Annotated in this window: 24 protein-coding genes; 10 read left to right on the top strand and 14 right to left on the bottom strand. The window is 68.1% G+C overall.

Going from position 1 to position 26,097, the window contains the following annotated elements:
- Positions 1–47: 47 nt before the first annotated feature.
- From OG474_RS15725 to OG474_RS15740, 4 genes are all read right to left on the bottom strand, one after another.
- Positions 48–641, bottom strand: coding sequence for a single-stranded DNA-binding protein (locus tag OG474_RS15725; RefSeq protein ID WP_405063031.1), 594 nt, complete (start codon positions 639–641; stop codon positions 48–50).
- A gap of 92 nt (positions 642–733) precedes the next feature.
- On the bottom strand, positions 734–1,024 hold the full coding sequence (rpsF, locus tag OG474_RS15730) for a 30S ribosomal protein S6 (protein WP_405063032.1): 291 nt from the start codon (positions 1,022–1,024) through the stop codon (positions 734–736).
- Between the two features lie 211 nt (positions 1,025–1,235).
- A complete protein-coding gene (locus OG474_RS15735; protein WP_405063033.1) occupies positions 1,236–1,895 on the bottom strand; it encodes a DUF4241 domain-containing protein in 660 nt (219 codons plus the stop codon).
- Between the two features lie 9 nt (positions 1,896–1,904).
- Complete coding sequence (locus OG474_RS15740) at positions 1,905–3,050, bottom strand: MFS transporter (protein ID WP_405063034.1); 1,146 nt, start codon at positions 3,048–3,050, stop codon at positions 1,905–1,907.
- Positions 3,051–3,144: 94 nt separating this feature from the next.
- On the opposite strand from OG474_RS15740, the gene OG474_RS15745 reads away from it, so the two are divergent.
- Positions 3,145–3,666, top strand: coding sequence for an Lrp/AsnC family transcriptional regulator (locus OG474_RS15745; RefSeq protein ID WP_405063035.1), 522 nt, complete (start codon positions 3,145–3,147; stop codon positions 3,664–3,666).
- 9 nt (positions 3,667–3,675) lie between these two features.
- Entirely contained in the window at positions 3,676–4,482 is an 807-nt protein-coding gene (locus OG474_RS15750) for a deoxyribonuclease IV (RefSeq protein WP_405063036.1), read from the top strand.
- On the opposite strand, the gene OG474_RS15755 is transcribed toward OG474_RS15750, so the two are convergent.
- Positions 4,483–4,926, bottom strand: a complete 444-nt coding sequence (locus OG474_RS15755) for a hypothetical protein (protein WP_405063037.1) — start codon at positions 4,924–4,926, stop codon at positions 4,483–4,485.
- A gap of 36 nt (positions 4,927–4,962) precedes the next feature.
- Between OG474_RS15755 and OG474_RS15760 the strand changes: the two genes are divergently transcribed.
- Positions 4,963–5,505: an NUDIX domain-containing protein gene (locus OG474_RS15760; protein WP_405063038.1), complete on the top strand. Its 543-nt coding sequence runs from the start codon at positions 4,963–4,965 to the stop codon at positions 5,503–5,505.
- Here OG474_RS15760 and OG474_RS15765 read toward each other — a convergent pair.
- The 3 genes from OG474_RS15765 to OG474_RS15775 all read right to left on the bottom strand — a co-directional run bounded on the left by OG474_RS15765 (position 5,474) and on the right by OG474_RS15775 (position 8,077).
- Entirely contained in the window at positions 5,474–6,682 is a 1,209-nt protein-coding gene (locus tag OG474_RS15765; RefSeq protein WP_405063039.1) for an MFS transporter, read from the bottom strand. The genes OG474_RS15760 and OG474_RS15765 overlap by 32 nt on opposite strands.
- A gap of 42 nt (positions 6,683–6,724) precedes the next feature.
- The gene (locus OG474_RS15770) at positions 6,725–7,441 is read right to left on the bottom strand and encodes an SDR family NAD(P)-dependent oxidoreductase (protein WP_405063040.1); all 717 of its coding nucleotides are present in this window, start codon (positions 7,439–7,441) and stop codon (positions 6,725–6,727) included.
- 69 nt (positions 7,442–7,510) lie between these two features.
- Positions 7,511–8,077: a TetR/AcrR family transcriptional regulator gene (locus OG474_RS15775; protein WP_405063041.1), complete on the bottom strand. Its 567-nt coding sequence runs from the start codon at positions 8,075–8,077 to the stop codon at positions 7,511–7,513.
- Between the two features lie 167 nt (positions 8,078–8,244).
- On the opposite strand from OG474_RS15775, the gene OG474_RS15780 reads away from it, so the two are divergent.
- The 3 genes from OG474_RS15780 (at position 8,245) to OG474_RS15790 (ending at position 12,261) form a co-directional block, all read left to right on the top strand.
- Positions 8,245–9,162 carry an SDR family NAD(P)-dependent oxidoreductase gene (locus OG474_RS15780; protein ID WP_405063042.1) on the top strand — a complete coding sequence of 306 codons (918 nt, stop codon included), beginning with the start codon at positions 8,245–8,247 and terminating at the stop codon, positions 9,160–9,162.
- Positions 9,163–10,124: 962 nt separating this feature from the next.
- Positions 10,125–11,255 carry a lipid II:glycine glycyltransferase FemX gene (locus tag OG474_RS15785; protein ID WP_405063044.1) on the top strand — a complete coding sequence of 377 codons (1,131 nt, stop codon included), beginning with the start codon at positions 10,125–10,127 and terminating at the stop codon, positions 11,253–11,255.
- A 4-nt stretch (positions 11,256–11,259) separates the two neighbouring features.
- A complete protein-coding gene (locus OG474_RS15790) occupies positions 11,260–12,261 on the top strand; it encodes an alanine racemase (protein WP_405063045.1) in 1,002 nt (333 codons plus the stop codon).
- On the opposite strand, the gene OG474_RS15795 is transcribed toward OG474_RS15790, so the two are convergent.
- Entirely contained in the window at positions 12,262–13,680 is a 1,419-nt protein-coding gene (locus OG474_RS15795) for an amidohydrolase family protein (protein ID WP_405063046.1), read from the bottom strand.
- Positions 13,681–13,829: 149 nt separating this feature from the next.
- On the opposite strand from OG474_RS15795, the gene OG474_RS15800 reads away from it, so the two are divergent.
- On the top strand, positions 13,830–14,552 hold the full coding sequence (locus tag OG474_RS15800) for a methyltransferase domain-containing protein (RefSeq protein WP_405063047.1): 723 nt from the start codon (positions 13,830–13,832) through the stop codon (positions 14,550–14,552).
- Here OG474_RS15800 and OG474_RS15805 read toward each other — a convergent pair.
- Positions 14,549–15,784 carry an MFS transporter gene (locus OG474_RS15805; RefSeq protein ID WP_405063048.1) on the bottom strand — a complete coding sequence of 412 codons (1,236 nt, stop codon included), beginning with the start codon at positions 15,782–15,784 and terminating at the stop codon, positions 14,549–14,551. The genes OG474_RS15800 and OG474_RS15805 overlap by 4 nt on opposite strands.
- Before the next feature lie 80 nt (positions 15,785–15,864).
- Between OG474_RS15805 and OG474_RS15810 the strand changes: the two genes are divergently transcribed.
- Both OG474_RS15810 and OG474_RS15815 read left to right on the top strand, forming a co-directional pair.
- Positions 15,865–16,767, top strand: a complete 903-nt coding sequence (locus OG474_RS15810; protein WP_405063049.1) for a LysR family transcriptional regulator — start codon at positions 15,865–15,867, stop codon at positions 16,765–16,767.
- A 21-nt stretch (positions 16,768–16,788) separates the two neighbouring features.
- The gene (locus tag OG474_RS15815) at positions 16,789–17,289 is read left to right on the top strand and encodes a GtrA family protein (protein WP_405063050.1); all 501 of its coding nucleotides are present in this window, start codon (positions 16,789–16,791) and stop codon (positions 17,287–17,289) included.
- On the opposite strand, the gene OG474_RS15820 is transcribed toward OG474_RS15815, so the two are convergent.
- Positions 17,226–18,065 carry an NAD-dependent epimerase/dehydratase family protein gene (locus OG474_RS15820; protein ID WP_405063051.1) on the bottom strand — a complete coding sequence of 280 codons (840 nt, stop codon included), beginning with the start codon at positions 18,063–18,065 and terminating at the stop codon, positions 17,226–17,228. The two genes, OG474_RS15815 and OG474_RS15820, sit on opposite strands and share 64 nt — an antisense overlap.
- Positions 18,066–18,285: 220 nt before the next feature.
- On the opposite strand from OG474_RS15820, the gene OG474_RS15825 reads away from it, so the two are divergent.
- On the top strand, positions 18,286–22,239 hold the full coding sequence (locus OG474_RS15825; RefSeq protein WP_405063052.1) for a GH92 family glycosyl hydrolase: 3,954 nt from the start codon (positions 18,286–18,288) through the stop codon (positions 22,237–22,239).
- A 155-nt stretch (positions 22,240–22,394) separates the two neighbouring features.
- On the opposite strand, the gene OG474_RS15830 is transcribed toward OG474_RS15825, so the two are convergent.
- The 3 genes from OG474_RS15830 to OG474_RS15840 form a co-directional block, all read right to left on the bottom strand.
- Entirely contained in the window at positions 22,395–22,616 is a 222-nt protein-coding gene (locus OG474_RS15830; RefSeq protein WP_405063053.1) for a hypothetical protein, read from the bottom strand.
- 48 nt (positions 22,617–22,664) lie between these two features.
- Complete coding sequence (locus OG474_RS15835; protein ID WP_405063054.1) at positions 22,665–23,762, bottom strand: hypothetical protein; 1,098 nt, start codon at positions 23,760–23,762, stop codon at positions 22,665–22,667.
- A gap of 85 nt (positions 23,763–23,847) precedes the next feature.
- Positions 23,848–26,073 (bottom strand): transglycosylase domain-containing protein, encoded by a 2,226-nt coding sequence (locus OG474_RS15840; RefSeq protein ID WP_405063055.1) that lies wholly within the window; start codon positions 26,071–26,073, stop codon positions 23,848–23,850.
- Positions 26,074–26,097: the final 24 nt, after the last annotated feature.

Below are 26,097 nucleotides of genomic sequence, written 5' to 3' on the forward strand. Positions count from 1 at the left end.
GAATGCCGGAATGGTCTGTGTTGACTGTTCTCGACCTCAGGGCCGGATCAGAACGGGGGCTCCTCCATCGAGCCGCCGCCCTGGCTGGCCCAGGGGTCGTTCGGCGGGGCCGCAGCGGCCTGGCCGCCACCGCCTCCGCCTTGCGGGGTCGCCCAGGGGTCGTTCTGCGGAGCAGCGCCACCCTGGCCGCCACCACCGAAGTTGCCGCCACCCTGGTTGCCGCCACCGCCACCGCCACCGCCGAAGTTGCCGCCGCCGCCTTCGCCGCCACCGGACCGCATGGCCTTGGTGACCTTGGCGGTGGCACTGCGCAGGCTCGGACCGACCTCGTCGACGTCGATCTCGAAGACCGTGCGCTTCGTGCCGTCACGGTCGTCGTACGAACGCGACTTCAGCCGGCCCTGCACGATCACGCGCATTCCGCGCTGCAGCGACTCGGCCACGTTCTCCGCGGCCTGGCGCCAGACGGAACAGCTCAGGAACAGCGATTCGCCGTCCTTCCATTCACCGGACTGCCGGTCGTACGTCCGTGGGGTCGACGCGATCCTGAAGTTCGCGACGGCCGCACCGGACGGGGTGAACCGGAGCTCCGGATCGTCGACAAGATTGCCGACCATTGTGACGACGGTTTCGCCTGCCATTGCCGTTCCTCCTGCTTTCGGGTGTGACTGTGTCTACAGCTATTGGTACCGGCTGGTGCCGACAGTACCGATGGCTGCTGACGACCCCAGGCTCAGTGCTGGTCCGGCCGGATGACCTTGGTGCGGAGGATCGACTCGTTCAGCGTGAGCTGACGGTCGAGCTCCTTCACCACCGCGGGCTCCGCGGTCAGGTCGACGACGGCGTAGATGCCTTCGGCCTTCTTCTTGATGTCATACGCAAGCTTGCGGCGGCCCCAGATGTCGAGCTTCTCGACGGTGCCACCTTCCTTGCGGACGATGTTCAGGTACTGGTCGATGGACGGCTCGACCGTGCGCTCATCGAGCTCCGGGTCGAGAATCACCATGACTTCATAACGACGCATGCGCGAACTCCACCTCCTTCGGACTTTGGCGGCCACGGTCTTTCCGTGGCAGGAGGGCGATGCGATTGCACTTCATCCCGGCACTTGCCGCCGGAATCAAGCAACGAGCCCGGTCGATGGACCGGGCCACATCCAAAGAATACCAGCGTTCGAAGCGCGGATTGACCATATCCACAGGGCAACCTGCGCCGCCGCACTCACTGCCGGTCGATCAGTCGTCACTCTCCGGACCCACGACCAGCAGGTCGATATGGATCCCCAGCGTGCGCCCGGCCGCGTCCACCGTACGCAGCACCGGATACGCACCGTCACCCCAGCCGGAGTGCGCGAGGACGAGGTTCTCACCCTCCGTGGCCAGCGGGAACACGATGTTGGCGCAGCCCTCCCGCAGGTGCTCGGGCGAGTCCATCAACGCGAACCAGCTGTCGTCGCGGTCGTTCTCGAAGAGGTCCTCGTACCAGTCCCCCTCCGGCATCTTGGACCGGATCGCCTCGGCATCCGCGAAGGCAACCGTGCCCGCGTCGACCGCGACCAGCCAGAACTCGTCCTCGTCGAGCTCCTCGTCCCCACTGGTCGCCGCCTCGACCGCAGCGACCTCACCCTCGGCCAGCCGCAGCGACAGGTAGGCCTCGCGCAGATGACTGCCGTCCTGCGCGTCGGACACGTCCGCCACGGTCACGAACGCCGGATAGTCCCCCGGCGGTACGTCGACCACCGGGCCCTCCCCGAGCGTCACGAACGGGTCGGACGCCTCGAGCCGCCCGCTCGGAACCCGCAGTACGCCGAGTTCGTGAACGGTCAGCGTCCAGATCCGGCGGTCGACCTCGACGGGACCGGGGCGCAGGGCACGGAACAGGCTCGGGGTGATCACCAGCCCAGGTTAGAGGCGGACCGGAACTCTGCGTGCGCCGGTCTGCCGTAGGACGAGAGCCAGGAGCGGCACAGCCATCGCGACCGTGATGGCCGACAACAGGAGGAATCCGCCGACGGTGAACAGCCAGGGGGAGAGTCCGGTCGCGACAGCCGCCACCGTCCAGATCGACGAGTCGACTCTGCTCTCAAGTGCTGCGGGTAGCTGGGCGCTGCCACCGAGGTAGCAGAGGTTCCAGGCATAACCGAGCAGGAACAGCGCTGGTGCGAAGGCCGCGCCACTCAGCACCACCAGTACGGCGGACGCCACCAGCAACGCCAGTCCGGTCAGCATGACCGGGCGAGGACCCGTTCGATCCAGCCACCAGCCGGTCAGTGGCGACAAAGCGAACATGCCGAGCGTGTGCGCGGACAACATCACCCCGAGCAGACCTAGGCCCGTCCCGTGGTGATGGGCATGCACCGGTACAGCCGTCATCACCAGCACCATCAGCACATGTCCGACCACCATCACGCCCACCGCCGGCGTCACCCGCGCACGTCGGGGGACCAGGTTGTCGGGACTGTCCGGGTTGTCCGGCACGGCGATTTCCGACCGGCCCTGGATCGTCGGGATGTAGGTCGCCACCACCAGTGCGATGAACACCGCCGCGAGCGTGATCAGGAACGGCCCGGCCAGCGCGGGCAGCCGCAGCGCCCTCGCTACCGATTGTGAAGGCGCCATCAGGAACGGACTGCCGCTCGCGCCGATCGTGCTCCCCCAGACGACCATGCTCATGGCTCGGGCCCGTTGCGCGGCCGGGACGGCGTCAGCCGCGGCGTACCGGGACAGAAGACTTGCCGCGTTGCCGAGGCCGAGCACGAACATGCCGATGATGAGCAGGCCCGGCTGCGTGGCGACTGCGGCCAGGACGGTCAAGGCCGCACCGGCAACGCCACCGGCGTACCCGATCTGGAGTGCGCGGCTCCGGCCGAGGCGCACCGTCCAGCGCCCGACGGCCACCGCACCGGCCGCGGTACCGAGAACGGCGGCGGCGTTCGGCAGGCCGGAGAGGCTCGGACTCATCGCGTCGACGATCAGGATGGTGCTCACCGCGGAGGCGGTCACCATCGCGGCATTCATCAAGGCGGCGGCGAGGACGATCGGGGTCAGCATGCCTATCACGGTAGAAAGTCCGGCATCACCGATGAAGGGGAAATGTAAGGCGTTGCGGCTTGGCAAGCGGCGATAACGAAGGTGTTCTGGAGGGATGACCTTGCAGGAGCGGCAACTGGACTCGACCGACTGGCAGATCCTGTCCGCATTACAGTCCGACGGACGCTTGTCCTTCAACCAGCTGGGCAAGCGGGTGAACTTGTCGCCACCGGCGGTCGCGGACCGGGTCCGGCGGCTGGAGGAGGCGGGCGTGATCACCGGCTACCGGGCCGCGGTGGACCCGGCCAGGGCCGGTCAGCCGCTGTCCGCGTTCGTCCAGATGCGCTGTACGACCGGGCGCTGCCTGCTGAAGACGACGCGCGCCGAGGACTTCCCCGAAGTGCTGGAGATCCACAAGCTGAGTGGCAGCGCCTGCTCGATGCTGCGGGTCCGGGTCACGTCGATGAGCCATCTCGAGGGGCTGTTCGAGCGTCTGGGCGAGCACGGTGAGATGAACACCCACATCGTGCTGTCGACCGAGTTCGAGGGCCGACCGGTGCAGCCACCGGTGCCGCAGGAGCGGCCGGTCACGCGCTCGCCGGGATGGGGCTCCGACAGTGTCGGCAGGTCGCTCTAGGGTGTGGGCATGAGCTTGAAGCTGGGTGCACACGTGGACCAGGAGGACCCGCTGGCCGAGGCGGCCGATCGGGGTGCCGACCTGGTGCAGTTCTTCCTGGGCAATCCGCAGGACTACAAGGCGCCGAAGGTCGCGTATGCCGACGGCGAGGAGGCGCTGCGGGAGCGGGCCGCCGCAGCCGGCGTGGATCTGTACGTGCACGCGCCGTACCGGTTGAACGTGGCGAACACGAACAACCGGATCCGGATCCCCAGCCGCAAACTGCTGCAGCAGACGCTGGACAAGGCGGCCGAGATCGACGTCAAGGGCGTCATCGTGCACGGCGGGCACGTCGGCGACGAGGACGATCCCGAGGCCGGTTTCGACAACTGGCGCAAGTGCATCGAGCGCGCCGAGCTCCCCGTCCCGCTGCTGATCGAGAACACGGCCGGCGGCGAGAACGCGATGGCCCGGCAGCTGGAGCGGATCGAGCGGCTGTGGGAGGCGGTGCAGGCGTCCGGCAACGACCGCCTGGAGAACGTCGGCTTCTGCCTGGACACCTGTCACTTCCACGCGGCCGGTGAAGAGCTGCCGTCGATCGTGGCGAAGGTGCTGGCGATCACCGGCCGGATCGACCTGGTGCACGCGAACGGTTCCCGCGACGAGTTCGGCTCCGGCGCCGACCGGCACGCAAACTTCGAGGACGGGCACATCGACCCGGCCCACATCGTCGCGGTCGTCGAGGCCGCCGGTGCGCCGGTCGTGGTCGAGACGCCGAATGCCGACCACGGTCAGAAGACCGACATCGACTACCTACGCGCCCACGTCAAGCAGTAGTTACTCCTCCTCGCTGCGCTCAGCGGCCTGCTGAGCGGCGAGGTGGTAGAGCCAGTAGCCGATACCCCACGGCAGCAGCAGTCCCAGCGCGGTGGTGGTGCGCGGCGGAATCAGTACGCCGACCAGGACCGCGGCCACGAGCAGGACCGTCGACACCTGGAACAGGTCGAACCGGTCGAACACGCGACGTCGCAGCTCAGTTCGGCCCAGAGCGCACAGCGCGTAGACGACTGCCAGGCCGAGCAGGCACAGCGTCATGACGAGCAGACCGACGACCGCGCGTACGTCGAACCCGTCCACGCTGCCCAGCGTGTGTGAGTACTGGAAGGCGCCGACCACGAGGCTGACACCGGCACAGACCCAGTAGAGGCCGTTCTTGGTCTGCTTGGCCCGCACCGGGTCCGGCTGCGGCTCGACGTCGGGCTCAGGGTCTGCGGGGGCCATGGCCGCGACGGTAGCGCACCCACGGACAATGGGCAGATGCAGACCGACGCTTCCTGGGCCGCGCAGTTCCCCGACCTGTACGCACCAGGGCACTGGGCCTGGGGAGAGCTGGACGTCCAGTTCACCGTCGAGCAGCCGCCGGACGAGCTGATCAGCAACGTGCACGTGATCTGCCGGGCCGCGGGCGGAATCGTTGTCTGCGGCAACGATCTCGGCTGGCGCTTCCTGCCCGGCGGGACCCGGGAACCAGGCGAGACGATCGAGCAACTCGTCCGGCGTGAACTCGTCGAGGAGGCCGGCGCCCGACTGACCGGTCCGCTGACGTGGCTCGGCGGCCATCGCGCGGACCATCGGCGGCCCTCGCCGTACCGGCCGCATCTTCCGCACCCGCTGTCGTACTGGGCCGTCTTTGTCGCGGACGTGGTGGTCGATCAAGCACCGACGAACCCCGCGGACGGCGAGCAGGTCACCGAGGTGCTGGTCCTGCCGCCGGGTGAGGCCGCCGCGTGGCTTGAGGACAGTCCGGATGGCGTGAAGGGTCCAGTCGTCAGACTGGCTCAGGCAATGGGGCTGGTTTAGCCGACCGCCACGGCAGGACGAACGCACTGAGCAGTGCGCACGCGCCGCCGACGTACATCGCACCACGCAGTCCCAGTACGGCGGTCAGCAGACCGCCGAGGGCCATGAACGCGGGCCAGACGCTGCGCGAGGTGATCGACCAGGACGTCAGCACGCGAGCCATGTGACTGTCCTCCGTCACCTCCATCCGGTACGTCGCGAACGAGGGATTGAATGCGCCGGCCGCCACGAGCAGCGCGGTCTCGGCGACCAGCAGCCAGACGAATCCGGCCATCCCGGATGGGGCCAGCGGCAGCAGTAGGGTCCACGGCGCTCGCAGTACGCCGAACAACAGCAGCATCCGATGCAGCCCCAGCCGCCGGGTGAGTGCTGGGGCCATCCAGGCACCGAGCACTCCGCCGAGGCAGGAGACGCCCAGGAAGACGCCGTAGCTCCACGGTGCCAGGTGGAGATCGCGCAGCATGAACACGGTCAGCAGCGGCGAGATCATCATCAACGGGCCGCCGAAGAGCTGTGAGTTCACGAACAGCACGGCCAGTCCACGGTTCCGGAAGATGTACTTCCAGCCGGCGGCGACGTCACGTTTGCCGGTGTGCTCGATCGGAGTGGCTTCCGGCTGCTGGATCCGTCGGACGCCGAGCGCCGACAGCAGGAACGACACCGCGTCCACCGCCAGGGTCAGCGTCGCGCCGACCAAAGTGACCAGCGCGCCGCCGATCGCCGGGCCGACGCTCATGGTCAGCCAGAAGACCTGCTCGAACTTGCCGTTCGCCTCGGCTCGGCCTTCGGGCCCGACGAGTGCCTTCAGATGCGCGCCGCTGGCACTGGTGAACGCGATCTGCGCCGACGACTGCAGGACGCCGACCACACACAGCTGTGGATAACTCAGGACGCCGAACGCCGCCGCGATCGGCACACTCACCAGCGCACCGAAACGGACGAGGTCCATCGCGATCATCACCGGCCGCTTGCGTCGCCGTTCGATGAAGTCGCCCATCGGCAGCGCGAGCACCGCGGCTGCCAGAGCCGAGACGGCAGCCAGCATCGACACCTGGAAGGTGCTGACGTCGAGGACGAGGACCGCGATCAGCGGCAGCGCGCCGTACCCGACTCCCGACCCCATCGCACTGATCGCATTCGCGAACCACAACCGCCGAAAGTCCGGGCCCAAAGACATCCCGCGATCGTAGGAGGACCCACCGACAGAAACCGGTGACCGTCAGCGCAGGTTCAGTCCGCCGTCCAGGAGAACGACCTCACCGGTCACGTAGCTGTTGTGGACAAGTGCCGAGATCAGGTCGGCGACATCCGCCGGCTGCGCACTGCGACGCATCGGGCTCGAGGTTTTCCACAGGTCCTGAGCGTCGGTCCAGTCGGCAGTCATCGGCGTATCCACAAGCCCGGGTGCCACTGCGTTGACTCGAACCTCCGGTCCCAGCGCGGCCGCCAACAGCTTGGTGACATGGTTCAGCGCGGCCTTGCTCGCGGCATACGCGATCGAACTGCCCTTCGGCCGCACACCCGCGTGGCTGGTCACGTTGACCACGCACCCGTTCGATGAGCGCAGTGCGGGCAGGGCCGCCGTACACAACAACCACGGCGCGATCAGGTTGACGTCAAGCACCCGCCGCCAGTCCTCAGCAGTCAGTTGGTCCAGCTCGGCATGCGGCACCGGCCAACTGACCCCCGCGTTGTTCACCAGTACGTCGAGCCGCCCGTGCTCGGCCAAGACACTCGGCACGAGTGCACGCGCCGCATCGTCATCCGCCAGATCGGCTTGGTGATACGACCCACCCAACTCAGCCACCATCGCCAGCCCCGCATCCCGGCTGACCCGCGAATGCACCGCCACCACAAACCCATCCGCCGCCAACCGCCGAGCCACCCCGGCCCCGATCCCCGAAACCGCCCCCGTCACCAACGCCACCTTCGCCATACCGCACCTTAGAAACCCACAACGTCCGAAAACACGCCGACCACGCACTGCGCTTCTTCGGACGTTGGGTCAGGCGCGGTAGCGGAGGCCGTCGAGGAGGAGGTCGAGGAGGCGGCCGGCCGTTTCGCGGTTGTCGCCGGCCGCGAGGGCGACACCGCTGATGCCCTTGAGCACGTCGTCCGCGGAGATGTCGGAGCGCAGGTCACCGGAGGCCACGCCGGCGGCGAGGAGAGGCTCGATCGCGCCGACCAGGAGCTCGAGGCTGTGGTCGTACGGGTTGGCGCCGGCGGCGATGATCGCGCGGAGGGCGTCGGCCATGCCCATCTTGCGGTGCATGTAGTCGGCGAAGCGGTCCATCCAGGCGCGCAGCGCTTCGGCCGGTGGGAGCTTCTCGAGCAGTTCGGGGGCGGCTTCGCAGACGATCGCGAGCTCCTTGCGGTACGCCGCCTCGATCAGCGCCTCGCGGGTCGGGAAGTGCCGGTACAACGTGCCGATGCCGACGCCGGCGTCCTTCGCGATCCCCTCGAGCGTCGCCTCCAGACCGCACTTCGTGAACGCGCGAGCGGCCGCGGCCAGCACCTGGTCACGGTTGCGCTGGGCATCCGCGCGCAGCGGACGCGCCTTGGGCTCCGTCATCTTCCCCCTCCTCACCACGATGCTCATCGTGAAACACACGGGGAATCCCGCCCCGGGGTTCACTCCGCAACCTAGCGGACTTGATATCCGGAGGCCCCTCCGCTTAACTGGACTTATCCGGAGGGTCCTCCGGATCAACAGTAGCTCGCAGAACGGGACGAACCCTGATGAGCAGATTCACCACCCCCTTCGGTCACGACAACACCGCCGCCGAGGTGATCGCGGGCGTCGACCTGACCGGCCGGCGCGCGATCGTCACCGGTGGCGCCTCCGGGATCGGCGTCGAGACGGTCCGCGCACTCGCCGGAGCCGGCGCCGAGGTCACGCTGGCCGCCCGCGACAAGGTCGTCGGCGAGAGAGTGGCCGCCGGCATCATCGACTCCACCGGCAACAGCCACGTGTACGTCGCTCCGCTCGAGCTGGCCGATCGCGCGTCCGTCCGGGCGTTCGCGGCGAACTGGGACGGCCCGCTGCACATCCTGATCAACAACGCCGGCGTGATGGCCGAGCCGCTGAACCGCACTCCCGAGGGCTGGGAGCACCAGTTCGCCACCAACCACCTCGGTCACTTCGGGCTCGCGATCGCCCTGCACGACGCGTTGGCCGCGGCCGACGACGCCCGCCTGGTCGTCGTCAGCTCAAGCGCGCACCTGAGCTCAGACGTCCACCTCGACGACATCCACTTCGAGAACCGGCCGTACGACGCCTGGTCGTCGTACGGGCAGTCGAAGACGGCGAACATCCTGTTCGCGGTCGAGGCCTCGAAACGCTGGGCGAGTGACGGGATCGTCGCGAACGCCCTGATGCCCGGTGGGATCCGGACCGCACTGCAGCGGCACGTCTCGGCCGAAACTCTGCAGCAGTGGGACGATTTCCCGTGGAAGACCACCGAGCAGGGCGCGTCCACCTCGGTCCTGCTGGCTGCCTCTCCCCTGGTCCAGGGTGTGACCGGCCGCTACTTCGAGGACAACAACGAAGCGCTACCCAATGTCCCCGGTGAGAACAGCGGAGTAGCGCCGTACGCGCTGGACCCCGAGGCTGCCACGCGGCTGTGGGAGACCTCACTCGAACTTTTGCGTAAGTAAGCCCCCGACACTGTCGCCCACCTCACCTGGGACGACCTAGGTGCCGCCGTCACCGCCGCAAGCGAAACCCTCCCGCCCCTCCCACCCACCGTCGCCGCCACCATCCACCGTCTCCGCGACGACCTCCTCCGAGCCCTCGCCTGGCACAAATCCAAGCCCTAGCCAGGGGTGTACCGCCCGATCGCCGCCGCTGAGTGGAAAGAAATCGTCACCCGGCACCGCTCTGACCGATTATCGGGCGTAGGCCCTTCCCACGCCGGTTCACGGATGATTCCTGCCGGTATTTGACAGTAGAACTCCGTGGATCTGTGGCTGGTCGGGGTTTGTGGGTGTTTGCGGGGATCTACTGCCGGTGAGAGGCAGCAGACCCCCGCAAAGGTGGTCGGTGTGCCCCCGATTCGCGCCGCACCGGACAGGCCGGACACGTACCCGGTGGCTGGCCGTCGCGGCGGCCGATTTACTGAAGCGCTAGGTGGACGTGGCCTCTGGTTGAGGGGGACGGCCAGGCCGGTGACCGCGTGCCCGTCGTTTGAGCTTCCGGGCTTCGGTTGCGGTCCCGGAAAACGAGTGGATCTCCCCGCAAGTTGCTGGTTCTCCCCTCAATATTTGAGCAGAGAAGGGTCAACTTGAACGGATATCCAGCCAAATTTCCGCAGGCCAGGGCAGGCGAGGCAGGCAACCCGAACCGCCGTGGCCAACCACGGCGGCGAGTCAGCTGACAGGCCTCCTCATCGTCGGGAGCAACCACAGCCCGGAAGCTCAAGCAACCGCAACCGTGGTCACCGACCGCACCATCACCCTCAGCCGAAGACCACCCCAGCCACCCGTCTCAGTCAAACCGGCCGAATCCGAGCGGCCGGACGGGATGAGCACCTTCGGGACGGCGGGGTTCCTGCCCAGCGTTCGGTTAGGTTGCAGGCTCAGCTGGGGTTCCTCAGGTTGGGCCGGTAACCTGACCGACCGTGAGTGACTTGAGCATCCGGATCATCTCGGCCGACGAACACGCCGCCTATATCGCGGCACGTCCGTCGGCCAGCTTCCTGCAGACGCCGGGCTGGGCGGCGGTGAAGAGCGAGTGGAGGGCTGAGTCACTCGGCTGGTACGAGCCGGGCAATCCGGCCGAGCTGGTCGGTGTCGGTCTGGTGCTCTACCGGCAGATGCCGAAGGTGAAGCGCTACCTGGCCTATCTGCCCGAGGGCCCGGTCATCGACTGGGACGCGATCGACCTCGGCCGCTACCTGCGGCCACTGGCCGAGCACGCGGCGGCCCAGGGTGCGTTCGGCCTCCGGATGGGCCCGCCGGTGCCGGCCCGGCGCTGGGGCGCGAAGACCATCAAGGAGGCGCTCGCCGCCGGCCAGCAGCCACGGCTCCGCGACGTCCGCCCGGACGTGATCGAGCCGTCGGGCGCGACCGTCGCGAACCAGCTGACCGCGCTGGGATGGAAGGCCCCGCGCTTCGCCGAGGGATTCGCCGCCGGCCAGCCGCGCTACGTGTTCCAGGTCCCGCTGGCCAACTGCGGCCCGGACGACCTGCTGAAGAACATGAACCAGCTCTGGCGCCGCAACATCAAGAAGTCGGACAAGCTGGGTGTCGAGGTCTCCCGGGGCGGACCCGAGGACCTGAAGGCGTTCCACCAGGTGTTCCTCGAGACGGCCGTGCGGGACAACTTCACCCCGCGACCGCTGGCGTACTTCGAGAAGATGTACGCCGCGATGGCGAACCAGCCGGCCGGCTGCTGCGACTTCCGGGTCTACAACGCTCATCACGAGGGCGATCTGGTCGCATCGACGATCTGGATCCGGGTTGGCGGCCATTCGTGGTATGTCTACGGAGCCAGCTCGACCGCCAAGCGGGACGTGCGTGGATCGAACGCGATCCAGTGGCGCATGATGTCGGACGCACTCGCCGAGGGTGCGACCGTGTACGACCTACGGGGCATCACCGACACCTTGGACCCGAACGACCCGCACGTCGGGCTGCTCCAGTTCAAGGTCGGCACCGGCGGCGAGGCCGTCGAGTACGTCGGTGAGTGGGATCTGCCGTTGAACAAGGCGCTCTACACCGCATTCGACCTCTACATGAGACGGCGTTGACACCATGCCCCTGACCCTCCACGTCGATTCCGATCGATGGCGCGATCACCTTCGTTCCACGTGGAACCCCGATATCGTCCCGGTGGCCAAGGGCAACGGCTATGGGTTCGGCAACCACCGGCTGATCGCCGAGTCGCGGGCCCTCGGAGCCCGGACGGTAGCTGTCGGCACCTACTTCGAGGTGCCGCCGGACCCGCGCGAGGACGTCGTCGTACTGACGCCGTGGCGGCCGTTCCTGGACATGGCGCAGAGCAAGAACGTGATCCACACGGTCAGCCGGCTGGCCGACCTGGTCTCGATCCCGGCCGGTAGCCGGGTGCTGATCGAGGTCCAGACGTCGATGCGCCGGCACGGGATCGGCGCCCGCGAGCTGCGGCACACGATGCTCCTGAACGCGCTGGACCGGATCCGCTTCGAGGGCTGGTCGCTGCACTTCCCGATGGGCGCCGGCGGTACGTCGGCCAACGTCCGCGAGGCGGCGAACCTGGCCAAGGCGGCGACCGACGTACGGCGGGGTCCGTTGTGGGTGTCGCATGTTCCGGCGCAGAAGCTCGGTGACATCGGCGAGGACGTGAAGCTCCGGATGGGTACGGCGCTCTGGCTCGGCGACCGTGGTGCGCTGACCGTGCGCGCGACCGTGCTGGACGTGCACTCGGTCCGCCGTGGTGAGCGGGTCGGCTACCGCCAGCGCCGGGTCAGCGGGGACGGCCACATCCTGGTCGTGTCCGGCGGCACCGCGCACGGTGTCGGCCTCGAGGCCCCGACCGCGGCTGCCACCGTGCGGCAGCGCGCGATCGCGATGGCCAAGGGCAGCCTGGATGCCGCCGGAATGGCGCTGTCGCCGTTCACCATCGAGGGCAAGCAGCGCTGGTTCGCCGAGCCGCCGCACATGCAGGCGAGCATGCTCTTCCTGCCGTCGTCGGTGGCGCCCCCCGCGGTCGGCGACACGATAGGAGTCGACGTCCGCTTCACCACCACCTCGTTCGACCGGGTGTCGATGGACTAGTCAGCGACCCAGGAGTACGTCGATGCGGTCGCTCGCCTTGTCGGCATCGCGGATCACCTTGGCGGTGTCGACGCCGATCAGCCGGCCTTCGCGCTTCACGGCGACACCGTTGACGAAGACCCACTGGACGTTGACGGGCTGGGCGTTGAAGACGAGCTGGCTGACCCAGTTGCCGTTGGGAGCGAAGTTGAGGGCCTGCGGGTCGATGATCTGCAGGTCCGCCTTCTTACCCGGCGTCAGCGAGCCGATCTCCTTCTCGATCCCGAGCGCCTCGGCGCCGCCCAGGGTGGCCATCCGCAGTACGTCGGCGGGCTGCGGATAGCGGGTCGGGTCCATCGCGGTGGCGCGCTGGAGGCCTACCGCTGCGCGCATGTCGTTGAACATGTCGGTGGTGTCGTTGGTCCCGCCGTCGATGCCGAGGCCGACCTTGATGCCGCGCGACGCCATCTCCGGCAGGCGGATGACGCCGGACGCGAGGCGCATGTTGGAGAGCGGGTTGTGCGCGACCCGAATGTCGTTGGCGGCCAACTCGTCGAGCTCCGCGTCGGTCATCTGGACGGCGTGGTTCATCAGCAGACCGGGCCGCATGGCGCCGACCTTGCGCAAGGCCTCCATCTGGCCGGTGGCCGGGTCGGTCTTCGACTCGTTCACGTGCACGTTCAGGGCGACGCCGAGCTCCTTGGCCAGGTTCTCCGCGGCGGCGGTGCTGGGCAGGTTCTGCAGCGTGGGGTGCTGGCCGACCTGCAGGTGCGCCAGCGGGTTCGGGTCGATGACCTGCTTCTTCACCCGGCGGATCTCGTCGAGCGTGGCCGGGTTGGTGTTGGCTGTGTACGAGAAGAAGAAACGCATCTTCGAGTCCGCGAGAGCCTTCAGGCTGCCGTTCGCGAAGTCGGCGGAGAAGCTGTGCGACCAGTCGGTCGTGGTGGTGATGCCCGTACCGATCGCGTCCAGCGTGGAGAGCCTGGTCCCGGCGTACCCCTCGGCGTACGCCGGCTGGTTGCCGTACAGCGGGAGCACGCACTCGGCGAGCCAGCCGTTGAGCTCCTTGTCGGTGGCACAACCGCGGATCAGCGACTGCCAGGTGTGCGTGTGCAGGTCGACGAAGCCGGGCATCACGATCTTGCCGCGGCCGTCGATCACCCTCGCACCGGCAGTGGCCGGGAGATCCTTGCCGACGGCGGTGATGGTGTTCTTGGTCATCAGTACGTCGGCATCCTTCAGCATGCCGAGCGTGCCCTGGCCGACGGCCGGGTCCATCGTGAGGACCATCGACGCGTCGCGGATCAGCACCTTCGCGCTGCCGTCGTAGCCGGTGGCATCGAGCTGGTCGGTCCCGTGCAGCTGGTTGGCACCGATGGGGACGGCGAGGCCGACCAGCATCGTGAAGCCAAGAGCGAGAGCGCGGCGCCTGGTGATCATGGCGAGAACCTCGATCAGAGAGGGGGAAGGAGACCTGAAGCTAACTCGGGCCGGGTTCTGCGCCCCACCGATTTCCAGCTCGGTCGAATCTTGCTGCCTGATCGAGCAGCGCTTGACTTCAGGTGCACCTGAAGTTGCACGGTAACTTCATGGGGTTTCTGGAACGGATCGAGGAGCGGCCCGGAGCTGCTGAGTTACCGGCCGAGTCGTACCGGCTGCTCGGGCTGAAGCGCGGCGCGAGCGTGGTCGACGTGGGCTGTGGTGCCGGGCATGCCGCCGAGGAGCTCGCCGCGCTGCGGCTGAAGGTCACCGGGCTGGACGGCGACCCGGACGCGATCGAGGCGGCCCGGACCCGGGTCCCGGGCGCAATGTTTCACGTGGCACATTCCGACGACCTGCCGCTGGCCAACGAGTCGATGGACGGGTATCGCGCGCTGCGGCTCTTCCACCTGCTCGAGGACCCGGTCCCGACGATCGCGGAGGCCTATCGGGTGCTGCGTCCCGGCGGGCGGATCGTGGTCGGCGGTCAGGACTACGGCTTCCTGCTGATCGACAGCTCCGATCAGGACCTCACCGATGTCATCCTGCTCGGTCTGGAGTCCCGCTCGGTGGCGCCGCGCGCCGTACGGAATCTGCGCGATCTCCTGCTCGACGCCGGCTTCCGCGATCCCGAGGTCGTCGTCCACAACGACGTCGTCACCGACCATGCGGCGATGGCTCCGCAGCTCACGGCGGCCGCGACCGCAGCCGTCGACAAGGCCCTGATCACTCGGGACGATGCCGACGGCTGGCTGGCCGAGCAGAAAGCCAGAGGCCGTTCCAACCGCTTCCTGACTGTTCTTCCGACCCTGCTGGTGAGCGCCGGCCGCTAGTCCTGGTTCCGCAGAGATGCGGCGACAGCGGCCACAGAGCCGGCCGACAGCAGAACGGCGAGCCCGATCATCGCGGGTTGCAGTGCCACGTGCCGGATGACCAGGCTGAACGCGATCGACGGCAGCCCCATGCCGAAGTACGCGATCACGAAGAACGTCGACAGCACCCCGGCGCGCGAGGCCGGTACGGCGGTGCGGATGGTCTCGGTCACCGCGCCCTTGAAGAGCAGCCCGGCCCCGGCACCTGCGAGCAGCGCGCCGACCATCAGCAGCCACAACGACGGGTGATAGAGCGCGACAGCGGTGACCGCCAACCCGACCGGGAAGACGAAGGCACCGGTCCGCAGGAGCTTCGAGTACTCCAGCCGACCCAACGCCAGCTGTGCGATCGCCGAGGCGGCGAAGGTGATGAACGGGACCAGCCCACCCACCAGGTACGACGTGATGCCGAGCTGACCGCGCACGATGATCGCGCCGAACGACGAGAACAGCCCCATCACTGCGAACGCCAGCGCCGCGAGTGCAGCCGCTGCGACGAACGCTCCGCCGTGCCCGGTCCGCAGGGCGAACCGCACCGGCCGATCCTGGGCTGCCAGTTCGGTGTCGACCGTCTCCGGACTCGACAGGACGAGCAGGAGCAGTACGACGAGCAACCCGCCGAACAGCAGGTACGACGTACGCAGGGGAAGCGGAACCCATTGGGCGAGCGCACCCGCGACGACTGGGCCGAGCGCCAGGCCGCCGAGGTTCGAAGCGGTGGCAACGAGCGCCGGGAAGGCCGGACTGGCAGCCGGCCGGGCCTCGCGGTACAGGTCGGTCAGGTACGTCGTCGCGGTCGACGCCATCAGGCCGATCGCGACACCGGTGAGCAGGCGGCCGATCAGCAGCGCCGGCAGTTGGGGCCAGATCGCGAGGATCGCGGCGGACAGGATCGCTGTCAGCAGCGCGGGCACGATGATGCGGCGGCGACCGAGGCGGTCGGACAGGTGCCCGAGGACGCGCAGGGCGCCGGCCGCTCCGATCACCATCGCGGCGAAGGCGACGGTCACCGTCGTCGGGCCGAAGTGGTCGCGGGACTGGTAGATCGGCCACAGCGGCGTCGGCACCGTGCCGAACGCCATCAGGGTCACGAAGGCCGCGGCGACGAACCAGAACCCGGTCAGGTGCCGGCTGCTCGTACGCAGCGGTGTTGCGATGCTCATCAGATACCTCTCGTCGATGTCTCCCTCCATCTGAACCCGGGCACCTTGGTCAGCGATAGCATCTTTGCTGGGACTGGATCAGATACTTTCCATCTGCATGGGAGATATTCATGGAGTTGCGGCATCTGCGCCACTTCGTCGCGCTCGCCGAGGAGCGCAGCTTCACGACGGCCGCCCAGCGCGAGCACATCGTCCAGTCCGGGCTGTCGACCTCGATCCGGGCCCTGGAGAAGGACGTCGGCGCACTGCTGTTCGTCCGCGGCACCCGGCCGATCCGGCTGACCGCCGAAGGTCAGGCACTCGTCCCGTCAGCCCGCCGGACCCTGGAAGCGGCGGCCGCGGCCCGGCAGACCGTGCAGGAGGTGCACGGCGTCCTGGCCGGCCGGCTGCGGATCGGTGCGCTGCAGAGCACCGGTCACACGCTGCCGTTCGCGAGCTGGCTCGCCGAGTTCTCGCTGGCACATCCGCGGGTGGAGATCATCGTCCGCTTCGAGGCCGCCTCGGAGATGATCGGTCGAGTCGTCGACGGCGGCCTCGACATCGCGCTGGCCGCCCTGCTCGACGACGGTCCCCCCGGACTGGATGTCATACCGCTGCTGGCCGAGCCGCTGATGCTCGCCTGCCCGGCTGATCACCCGTTGGCTCGCCGCAAGGCGGTCGGCCTTCAGGAACTACTCGAGGAGCGGTTCATCGAGGCACCGCCGGAATGGGCGATCCGGGCGGTCATCGACCAGGCCTTCACGGCGGCCGGCCTGCGGCGGCAGGTCGCCGTCGAGGTCAACGAGTGGAGCCTGGCACTCGACCTGATCGCGGCGGGCGCGGGCGTGGCACTGGTTCCGGAAGGCCTCGACTTCGCGCTGCACGCGCGGTCAGCCGGGGCTGTTCGGCTGGTGCCGCTGGCGGGCGTCCAGCTGGACCGGCGTGTTGACCTAGTGCTACCGGCCGGCCACGCCGCGACGCCCGCGGCGCGCCGGTTCGCGGAGCTTGTCCGGTCAAAGATCAACCCTGCATGACCGACGTGCACAATGGATGCCGTGCGCATCCACTACCGACTCGCGGCACGCTTCGGCCTGCGCCGCAGCCGGATGGTGCTGTGGGCGAAGTATTCGGCGTCGCAGGTGATCTCCACCGCGGTCAGTCAGATCGCCTTCGCCTTGTGTTACTGGTTCGGCGCCGCGGCCTTGTGGGCCACGGTGATCGCCTGGATCGCCGGCGGTATCCCGAACTACGCGCTCAGTAGGCGCTGGGCCTGGGGCCGCCGCGGCCAAATGTTGCCCTACGCAATCATCGTGATCGGGAGCGCTGCCGCGGCAGCCCTGACGACCACGCTCGCCGACCGTGCGGCCCAGGCCTGGATCGATACCCGGTTCTGGCAGACCATGCTGGTCAGCAGCTCGTACTTCGCTACGTTCGCGGCGCTGTTCGTGGTCAAGTTCTGGCTCTTCGACCACTGGGTTTTCGCTGCACCCGCTCAGCCTTTGCAGTACTCCCAGGTCCGCGCGAGCCCGTCCTCCAACGACACCGTCGGCGCGTAGCCGAGGTCGTTGGCGATATCCACGACCACCTCGTCGGCCGGAGCCTCGACGTACTCCACCGGTAGCGGTTTGCCGGTAGCCACGCGCACCGCCTCGACCAGCTCCGACGCTGACACGGACCGGCCGGACCCGATGATCGCGCGTCCGTCGTACTGGTTGTCGAGCGCGATCAGCACGCCGTTCACCACGTCGTCGATGTAGACGAGATCGCGGCGCTGCTGCCCGTCGCCAGGCAACTCGACGCCGGTCCCGGCCACAGCAGCCCGCATCAACCGCGACACGAAGCCGTCCTGGTCCGGCATCCCCGGTCCGTACACCTCGGTCAGTTGGAGTACTGCGCCGGCCAGGCCGTAACTGCCCGAGTACGCCGCGAGCAGCAGCTCGCCCGCTGCCTTCGTCGCGCCGTACGGCGTCAGCGGCGGCAGCACGGTCGACGCGAGCACGAACTGGTCGACGCCACTGCCACGGGACAGCTCGAGCAGCACCTGGGTGATCGTGACGTTCTGCGCGAAGGTCGCCATCGGCGCCTCGACCGAGCGCTGCACCGAGGTCAGCGCGGCCAGATGCACGACGGCGGTCGGCCGCGTCTCGAAGGCTCCGACACAGACCTCCTGGGAGGCCAGATCGCCGGTCACCACGGTCACCCCGTCGTCCCAGGTGCGAACCGGCGGCTCCCGGTCGACGGCCGTGACCAGCACGTCCTGCTCCCGGAGCGCCTCCACCACAGCACGCCCGATGAAGCCTGCCGCACCCGTCACCAGCACCCGTTCCGCCATAGGGAGCAACCTACCGTCGGCCGGGCAATCGCAAGACAGCCGGAAGCGGCCTGCGACAGGGCCTTGACCAAGCGTCATGAAGATAGGGAAGATCACCCCGGACGCGGGCTGACAACCTTGTCATCGGGGCCGCGGATATATCTAAGGAGCGTGGATGAGACTCCGCCGCCCGCTAGGGGTCGTCGCGTCGCTCGGGCTGGTTGTGACAATGTCACCAGCTATGACGTCAGCGCATGCTGTCCCATCGAACACCTCGGTCGCCCACAACGAGCCGGTGGTCACCGGAGCGTCGTTCTTCACCTCGTTCGAGTCCGGGCAGCCGCAGCCCGGCTACACCGATACTGTCGAGACCGGCCGGGACGGCAAGCCCCGTGCCGGCGGCGTCCAGGGGCCGACGCCGACCGGGGTCGGCGGCAGCGAGATGGACAAGGTCACCAAGATCACCGCGAGCGGCGAGAACACCGGTGGCGGTGAGATCGCCTCCAACGCCGCCGACGGGGACAAGTTCACCAAGTGGCTGGTCTTCGCCAAGACCGGCTGGCTGAACTACGAGACCTCGGCGCCGGTCGTGATCCGCAAGTACGCGCTCACTTCGGCCAACGACGCCGACGGCCGCGACCCGCAGAACTGGACCGTCCAGGGCTCGAACAACGGCACCGACTGGACCGTGCTCGACACGCAGACCGGTCAGAGCTTCGAGAACCGGTTCCAGACCAAGGAATACAGCTTCACGAACGAGACGGCGTACAAGTTCTTCAAGTTCGACGTCACGCTCAACCACGGCGAGGACATCGTCCAGCTCGCCGACTGGTACCTGTCGAACGGCGCTCCGCTGCCGCCTCCTGGTGAGGCCGCCGAGTCGCGGCTGGACTCCGGCCCGACCAGCGCCTACAACGCCCGCGCCCGGGTCGGCTTCACCGGCGTCAAGTCGTTCCGGTACGCCGGGCACCAGACCACCGAGGGCCGCGGCTACACCTGGAACAAGATCTCGGACGTCGATCTGAAGGTCGGCCGGGACACCCGGCTGTCGTACAAGATCTTCCCCGAGCACATCGAGGGTGACCTCAGCTACCCGAGCACCTACGCCGCGATCGACCTGGCGTTCTCCGACGGGACGTACCTGAGCGATCTGCGCGCCAAGGACCACCGCGGCTTCGGGCTCAGCCCGCGCGGCCAGGGTGACGGCAAGGGCCTGTCCACGAACCAGTGGAACAACATCGAGGCCGACCTCGGCAAGATCGCGGCCGGCAAGACGATCAAGCGGATCCTCGTCGGCTACGACAAGCCGACCGGGCCGGCCGACTTCCGCGGCTGGGTCGACGACATCCGGATCGCCGCCGCGATCAATCCGGACTCCGCGGCGCAGAAGACCGCGGCCAAGCACCCGTCCGACCTGGCGCTGACCACGCGTGGCACCAACGCGACCGGCGGCTTCTCCCGGGGCAACAACTTCCCGGCGACCGCCGTACCGCACGGCTTCAACTTCTGGACCCCGGTGACGAACGCCGGCTCGCGCTCCTGGCTGTACGACTACGCCAAGGCGAACGACGCCGAGAACCGTCCGTCGCTGCAGGCGCTGTCGATCAGCCACGAGCCCAGCCCGTGGATGGGTGACCGGCAGACCTTCCAGGTGATGCCGTCGACGGCGACCACCCCGACCGCGAACCGGGCCGACCGGGCGTGGACGTTCAGCCATGACAACGAGATCGCCCGGCCGTACTACTACGGTGTCGAGTTCGACAACGGGAACGCCGCGGAGATCGCGCCGACCGACCACGCCGCGCTGCTGCGGTTCAGCTTCCCCAAGGGTGGCGCGTCCCTGGTCTTCGACAACGCGACCAACGAGGGCGGCCTGACGCTGGACCCAGAGACCGGTGTCGTAACTGGCTTCAGCGACGTGAAAAGCGGACTGTCGACCGGCGCCGGCCGGCTGTTCGTGTACGGCGTCGTCGACCAGAAGGTCGTTGCCTCCGGCAAGCTGTCGAACGGTGGCGGCGCCAACGTCGGTGGCTACTTCGGTTTCGACCCGAAGGTCACCCAGGTCCAGCTGCGGCTCGCGACCTCGCTGATCGGCACCGAGCAGGCGAAGAAGAACCTTGAGCTGGAGCTGCCGGCCGGGTCGAAGTTCGCGCGGGTGAAGGACGCTGCGCAGGCCCAGTGGGACACCAAGCTGCGCACGATCGAGGTCGAGGGCGCCACCGCGGACCAGCTGACCACGCTCTACTCGAACCTGTACCGCCTGTTCCTCTACCCGAACAGCGGCTCGGAGAACACCGGCACCAAGTCCAAGCCGGTCATCACCTACGCCTCGCCCACCTCGCCGAAGGTCGGCCCGGACACCCCGACCACGACCGGCTCGAAGATCGTCGCCGGTCAGACCTACGTGAACAACGGCTTCTGGGACACCTACCGGACGGTGTGGCCGGCGTACTCACTGTTCGCCCAGGACGAGGCGGCGGACCTGGTCAACGGCTTCGTCCAGCAGTACAAGGACGGCGGCTGGATCTCCCGCTGGTCGTCGCCGGGCTACGCCAACCTGATGGTCGGTACGTCGTCCGACGTGGCCTTCGCCGATGCCTACCTGAAGGGGATCAAGGGCATCGACGTCCAGGCCATGTACGACGCCGCGGTGAAGAACGCGTCCGTCGTACCGCCGTCGGAGAACGTCGGCCGCAAGGGCATGGACCTGTCCACGTTCAACGGCTACACGGCCAACAGCACCGGCGAGGGCTACAGCTGGTCGATGGACGGCTACATCAACGACTACGGCATCGCGAACATGTCGAAGGCGTTGTACGCGAAGGCGAAGAAGGGTGACCCGCGCAGGCAGGAGTACCTGGACAACTACAAGTACTTCGTGAACCGGGCCCGCAACTACGTGACGCTGTTCGACCCGACGCTGGGCTTCTTCCAGGGCAAGGGACCGGACGGGGTCTGGGGCACGTCGCCGGCGCAGTTCGACCCGCAGGACTGGGGTCACGACTACACCGAGACCAACGCGTGGAACATGGCCTTCTCCGCTCCGCAGGACGGTGCCGGCATCGCGGCGCTGTACGGCGGCCGGGACGGGCTCGCCAAGAAGCTCGACGAGTTCTTCGCGACGCCGGAGGACGCGCTGCACACCGGCGGGTACGGCGGCACGATCCACGAGATGCTCGAGGCGCGCGACGTACGGATGGGTCAGTACGGGCACAGCAACCAGCCGTCGCACCACATCACCTACATGTACGACTTCGCGGGCCAGCCGTGGAAGACGCAGGCCCTCGTCCGCGAGGCCGTGTCGCGGCTCTACCTGGGCTCGGAGATCGGCCAGGGCTACCCGGGTGACGAGGACAACGGTGAGATGTCCGCCTGGTACCTGTTCAGCGCACTCGGCTTCTACCCGCTGCAGGTGGGTTCGCCGACGTACGCGATCGGTTCGCCGCTGTTCAAGAAGGCGACCGTCCGGCTGCCGGGCGGTAAGAAGCTGGTCGTCAGCGCACCGGACAACAGCGCGAAGAACGTCTATGTGAAGGGCGTCCGGATCAACGGCAAGAAGTGGGCCTCCACGAACCTGCCGCACGACCTGATCGCGAACGGCGGCAAGATCGAGTTCGAGATGACGGACAAGCCGTCGAAGTGGGGCACCGGACGCAACGACGCCCCGCCGTCGATCACGACCCCCGGCGAGGACCCGAGCACCTGGCGGGACTCCACCTCGGACGAGGGCGCGGTCGTCACCGGCTCGGCCGACGTGGCCGCACTGACCGACAACAACGCGAAGACCCAGGTCACCCTCACCGGTGACAAGCCCACCGTCACGGTCGCCCTCCAGCAGGGCCGGCCCGTCGGTATGTACACGCTGACCAACGGCGCGACCGGTACGGCGCCGGCCGGCTGGGTGCTCGAGGGGTCGAACGACGGGACGACCTGGAAGCAGGTCGACAAGCGGACCGGGGTGACCTGGCCGTGGACTTCCTACACCCGGTCGTTCAGCATCGCGTCACCGAAGGCGTACACGCAGTACCGCCTGGTGCTGACCCCGGCGGGGACCGACGGGGTGACGCTGGCCGAATTCGAGCTGCTCGGCACCCTGAAGGGCATCGAGACCGGCACGCACCCGAGTGACAAGCGGGTCGCGGAGAGCCGGCCGAGCCCGACGCCTTCGCAGTCGATCGACCGCAACTACGGGTAAAAGAAAACCCGGCGGAGCCTGCCCCTGAGAGGTTCCGCCGGAAATTGAGGAGGGGTGGCGGTCCCCGCCCGGACTGCCACCCCTTCACCCCTATCGACGGCCGGAATCGCCGGGGGGTTGCCTTTCGATCCAAAAAGTCCACATGCCGGACAAAGTCACCTCGGCGGGCGTCGGGCGAGCAGTGTCAGCGCCATCGCGAGCGCCCCGAGCGGGGCGGCGAAGAGCAGGCCCAGACTGTCGATCGCGCAGTCCGCGGCACTCGGTGCGCATAACGGCACGCGGAGCTGGAACAGAGCGTCGTACAGGAGGCCGACGGCCAGACCGACGGTCGCCGCCTGGAGGACCACCTTGCCGCTCGAATGCGTCCGCTTGTCCATGCGATCACGCTAGGCGCGCCTGGCGGGGGTGGTCTTGAGGAGAACTACTCAGCCGGTCCAGCGGCCGGTGAAGAAGCCCGCGGCCCAGATCGCGGCCAGCGGGATCGCCACGCAGAGATAGAACCGTCCGATCCAGCGATGTCGGTGCGCGAGGACGGCCAGGCCGATCCACAGCGGCCACCACAGCAGCGTGGCCCGGGTCAGTGAGTAGACCCAGAACGACGTGCAGAAGGCGCCGACGGTGGCGGCGACCCAGGCGGCCTCACCCCAGGAACGGCGCCGGACCAGCCAGGCGAGCACCAGCAGACCGATCACGAGCGCGACGAGCTCGGCCCGGAACATCCACGTCCAGTCGCTGCGTTCGCCGGCGAAGTGGCCGCGCGAGGCGGCGTCCCAGGTGTGCACGAGCGAGTCCCACGGCCAGGTGAACTCGCGCGCCCAGCCCTTCTCCTGCGCCTGCTGCCAGGCGAACCAGGACCCGTGGATCTTCTTCAGGTACGCCATGAAGCCGAGCACCGGGATGGCCGGCAGCAGCAGCCAGGGGGCGGACGGCCAGTCCCGCTTCTTCGACGTGACGAACTCGACCACGAGCGCGAAGGCCAGGAAGATGCCGGAGACCCGGACGGTCGCGGCGAGCGCGACGAACATCGCGGCCCGGGCCCAGCGGCCCTGCCGTGCGGCCAGCCAGGCCGGGAAGGCGAAGGCACAGAACAGCGCTTCGGTGTACCCGGCGGCCAGGAAGACTCCGACCGGAGCGCCGTACCAGATGACGGCCGCGTTCGGGCCGAGGCCCTTGAGCTCCGGGAACTCGTACTGCGCGAGCCGGGCGAGGTAGACACCGGCGACCGCGCTGGCCACGGCGGAGACCACGATGCCGGCGCCGAAGTACCCGACGCCGGTCCACTGGACGATGTGGACGAGTACCGGGAAGCCGGGGAAGAACGCGGCCAGCGGCGCCTGGGACGGCTCACCGTTGTTGTAGCCGAACTGCGCGAGCGCCTTCAGGTGCCAGACGTCCCACTGCACCCAGGCGTGCCAGACGTCCGGGTAGTCGGTGCCGCGGTTGAACAGCAACGGCGCCGACACCGACAGGACGAACAACCCGACCCGGGTGGCCAGCCACCACCCGAGCACCTCCCGAGTCATCGCGGCCGGCATCCATCGCCGGAGCCCAACCCCCTCCACCCGCGCACGCCGGGCCCGTCCGGGCTGCGGCGGCGGGGTGGTCGGACTACTGACCACCGCTGCCGGGATTCTCCGGATCCGGATCATCAGGTGTGATGGGCGGCCAGCCCGGGGTCTTGGTCGGCTTCGTGGTCGGCCCGCTCGGCGTGGGCGTCGGCTTGGTGGGCTTCGTCGTCGGCCCGCTGGGGGTGTTCGTCGGGTTCGGGGTCGGTGTGGGGGTCGGAGTCGGCGTGGGCGTCGGAGTGGGGGTCGGCGTGGGCGTCGGCTTCGGGTCGGAGAGGTCGACGCCTTCCGGATCCTCGAATGTGCCCTCGGCCGTGCCCTTGACCGCCGGCTCCATGAACTCCAGCCAGGTCTTCAGCGGCCAGTTGCCACCGAAGAACGCCGGGTCCTTCGAGTACGGGTCGAGGTCGGACTCGCCGGTCTTGCCGGCCCGGTAGAGCACCGAGGTCGACAGCTCGGGCGTGTACCCCGTCCACCAGGAGGTGAGCGTGTCGGAGCCTTGCATGCAGCCGTCGCAGGCCTTGTCCTTGGCCCGGTGCTCGAGGGAGACGCCACCGGCCGTACCGGTCTTGCCGGCGACCGGACGCTTGAGCGCCTTCGCGTCCTCACCGGTGCCGTTCTCGACGACGTTCTCGAGGATCTTGTTGACCGTCTTGGCGATGTTCTCGTCGAAGGCCTGGGTCTTCTTCAGCTTGGTGTCGTCGAAGACCACCTTGCCGCTGCGGTCGGTGATCTTCTTGATCGTGTGCAGCTCGACCGCCTTGCCGTTGGCGGCGAAGGTCGCGTAGGCGTTGGCCATGTCGACCGGTGACGCGTACGGATCCGGGCCGAGCACCGTGGACGGGTTGTTCCGGCCGGCCTCGAGCGCCGGGGACTTCGGGATGCCGGCCGCCTCCGCGGCGTCCACCAGCTTGTCCGGCCCGTCGTCCATCTGGTTGTCGACCAGGTCGTAGAAGGCGGTGTTGATGGACTGCTCGGTCGCCTCCTTGAGGCCGACCTGGCCGTAGTCGTGGTTGAACTCGTTGTTGAGCTCCTGGCCCTGGATCACGATCGGGCTGTTGCCCTGCAACGGCTCGTCGACCTCGCGGCCGTCCTTGAGCGCCGCGGCCACGGCGAACGGTTTGAACGACGAACCGGGCCGGGCCTTCAGGGTCGCCCAGTTGAGCTGGCTCTTCAGGTAGTCCGGGCCCCCGTACATCGCGACCAGTTGCCCGGTGCCCGGCTTGACCGCCGCCATCCCGATGTGCAGATTCGCCGTCGCCTTCGGCGGCACCCGCGTCTGCGCGGCCTTCACGATGTCCGCCTGGGCCTTGGGGTCGAAGGTGGTGACGATCTGGTAGCCGCCGCTGGTGATCTGGCTCTCGGTGTAGCCGCGGCGGAGCATCTCCTTCTTCGCCATGTCGATCAGGAAGCCGTTCGGGCCGGCGAACTTGTTGCTCTTCTTCGGCTTGTCGATCTTCGGCAGCGCCTTGGCGTACTCCTCCTGCTGCGCGTCGGTGATCGTCCCGCTCAGCTTCATCCCGTCCAGGACGTAGCGGTAGCGCTCGAGGATCCGCTGGTGGTTCGCCTTCTTGTCGACGTCGAACAGCGTCGGGTTGTTGATCACCGTGGCCAGGAAGGCGGCCTGCGGAACGGTCAGCTTGTTCGGGTCCGGCACCTTGAAGTAGGCATTGCCCGCGGCCGAGATGCCGTAGGCGCCCTCGCCGAAGTAGATCGTGTTGAGGTAGCCCTCGAGGGTCTTGCTCTTGTCCTGCTGGCGGCTCAGCTTCGTGGCGATGAAGAGTTCCTTGAACTTCCGCGAGGCGGTGCGGTTCTGGTTCAGGTACATGATCTTCACGTACTGCTGGGTGATCGTCGATCCACCCTGCAACTGCTCACCCTTGGCGATGTTGTACGCCGCGCGAGCCATCCCCTGCGGCGAGATACCGGGGTTGGTCCAGAAGGTCCGGTCCTCGGCGGCCAGCACCGCGTCCTGGACGCGCTTCGGGATCTGCTTCAGCGGGACGGAGTTCCGGTTCTGCTCGTAGAACTTGCCCATCACCTTGCCGTCACCCCACGTCACCGTGGTGGTGTTGGCCTGGAACTCCTTGTTGACGTCCGGGATCTCGGTCTTCTGGTAGATCACGAAGAACGCGGCCGTCCCGGCGATGATGCCGAGGAACCCCAGGGCGAGGAACCAGCCGAGCACTCGGAGCGCCCAGTGCTTCTTGCGCCGGCCGGACCGGGACGCCTTGCGCGCCGGTGCGGCCTTTCTACGAGCTTCACTCACTGTGCAATCCTCGACGATCTCGCG

Source organism: Kribbella sp. NBC_01505 (genome assembly GCF_045040285.1).
Lineage (GTDB): Bacteria > Actinomycetota > Actinomycetes > Propionibacteriales > Kribbellaceae > Kribbella.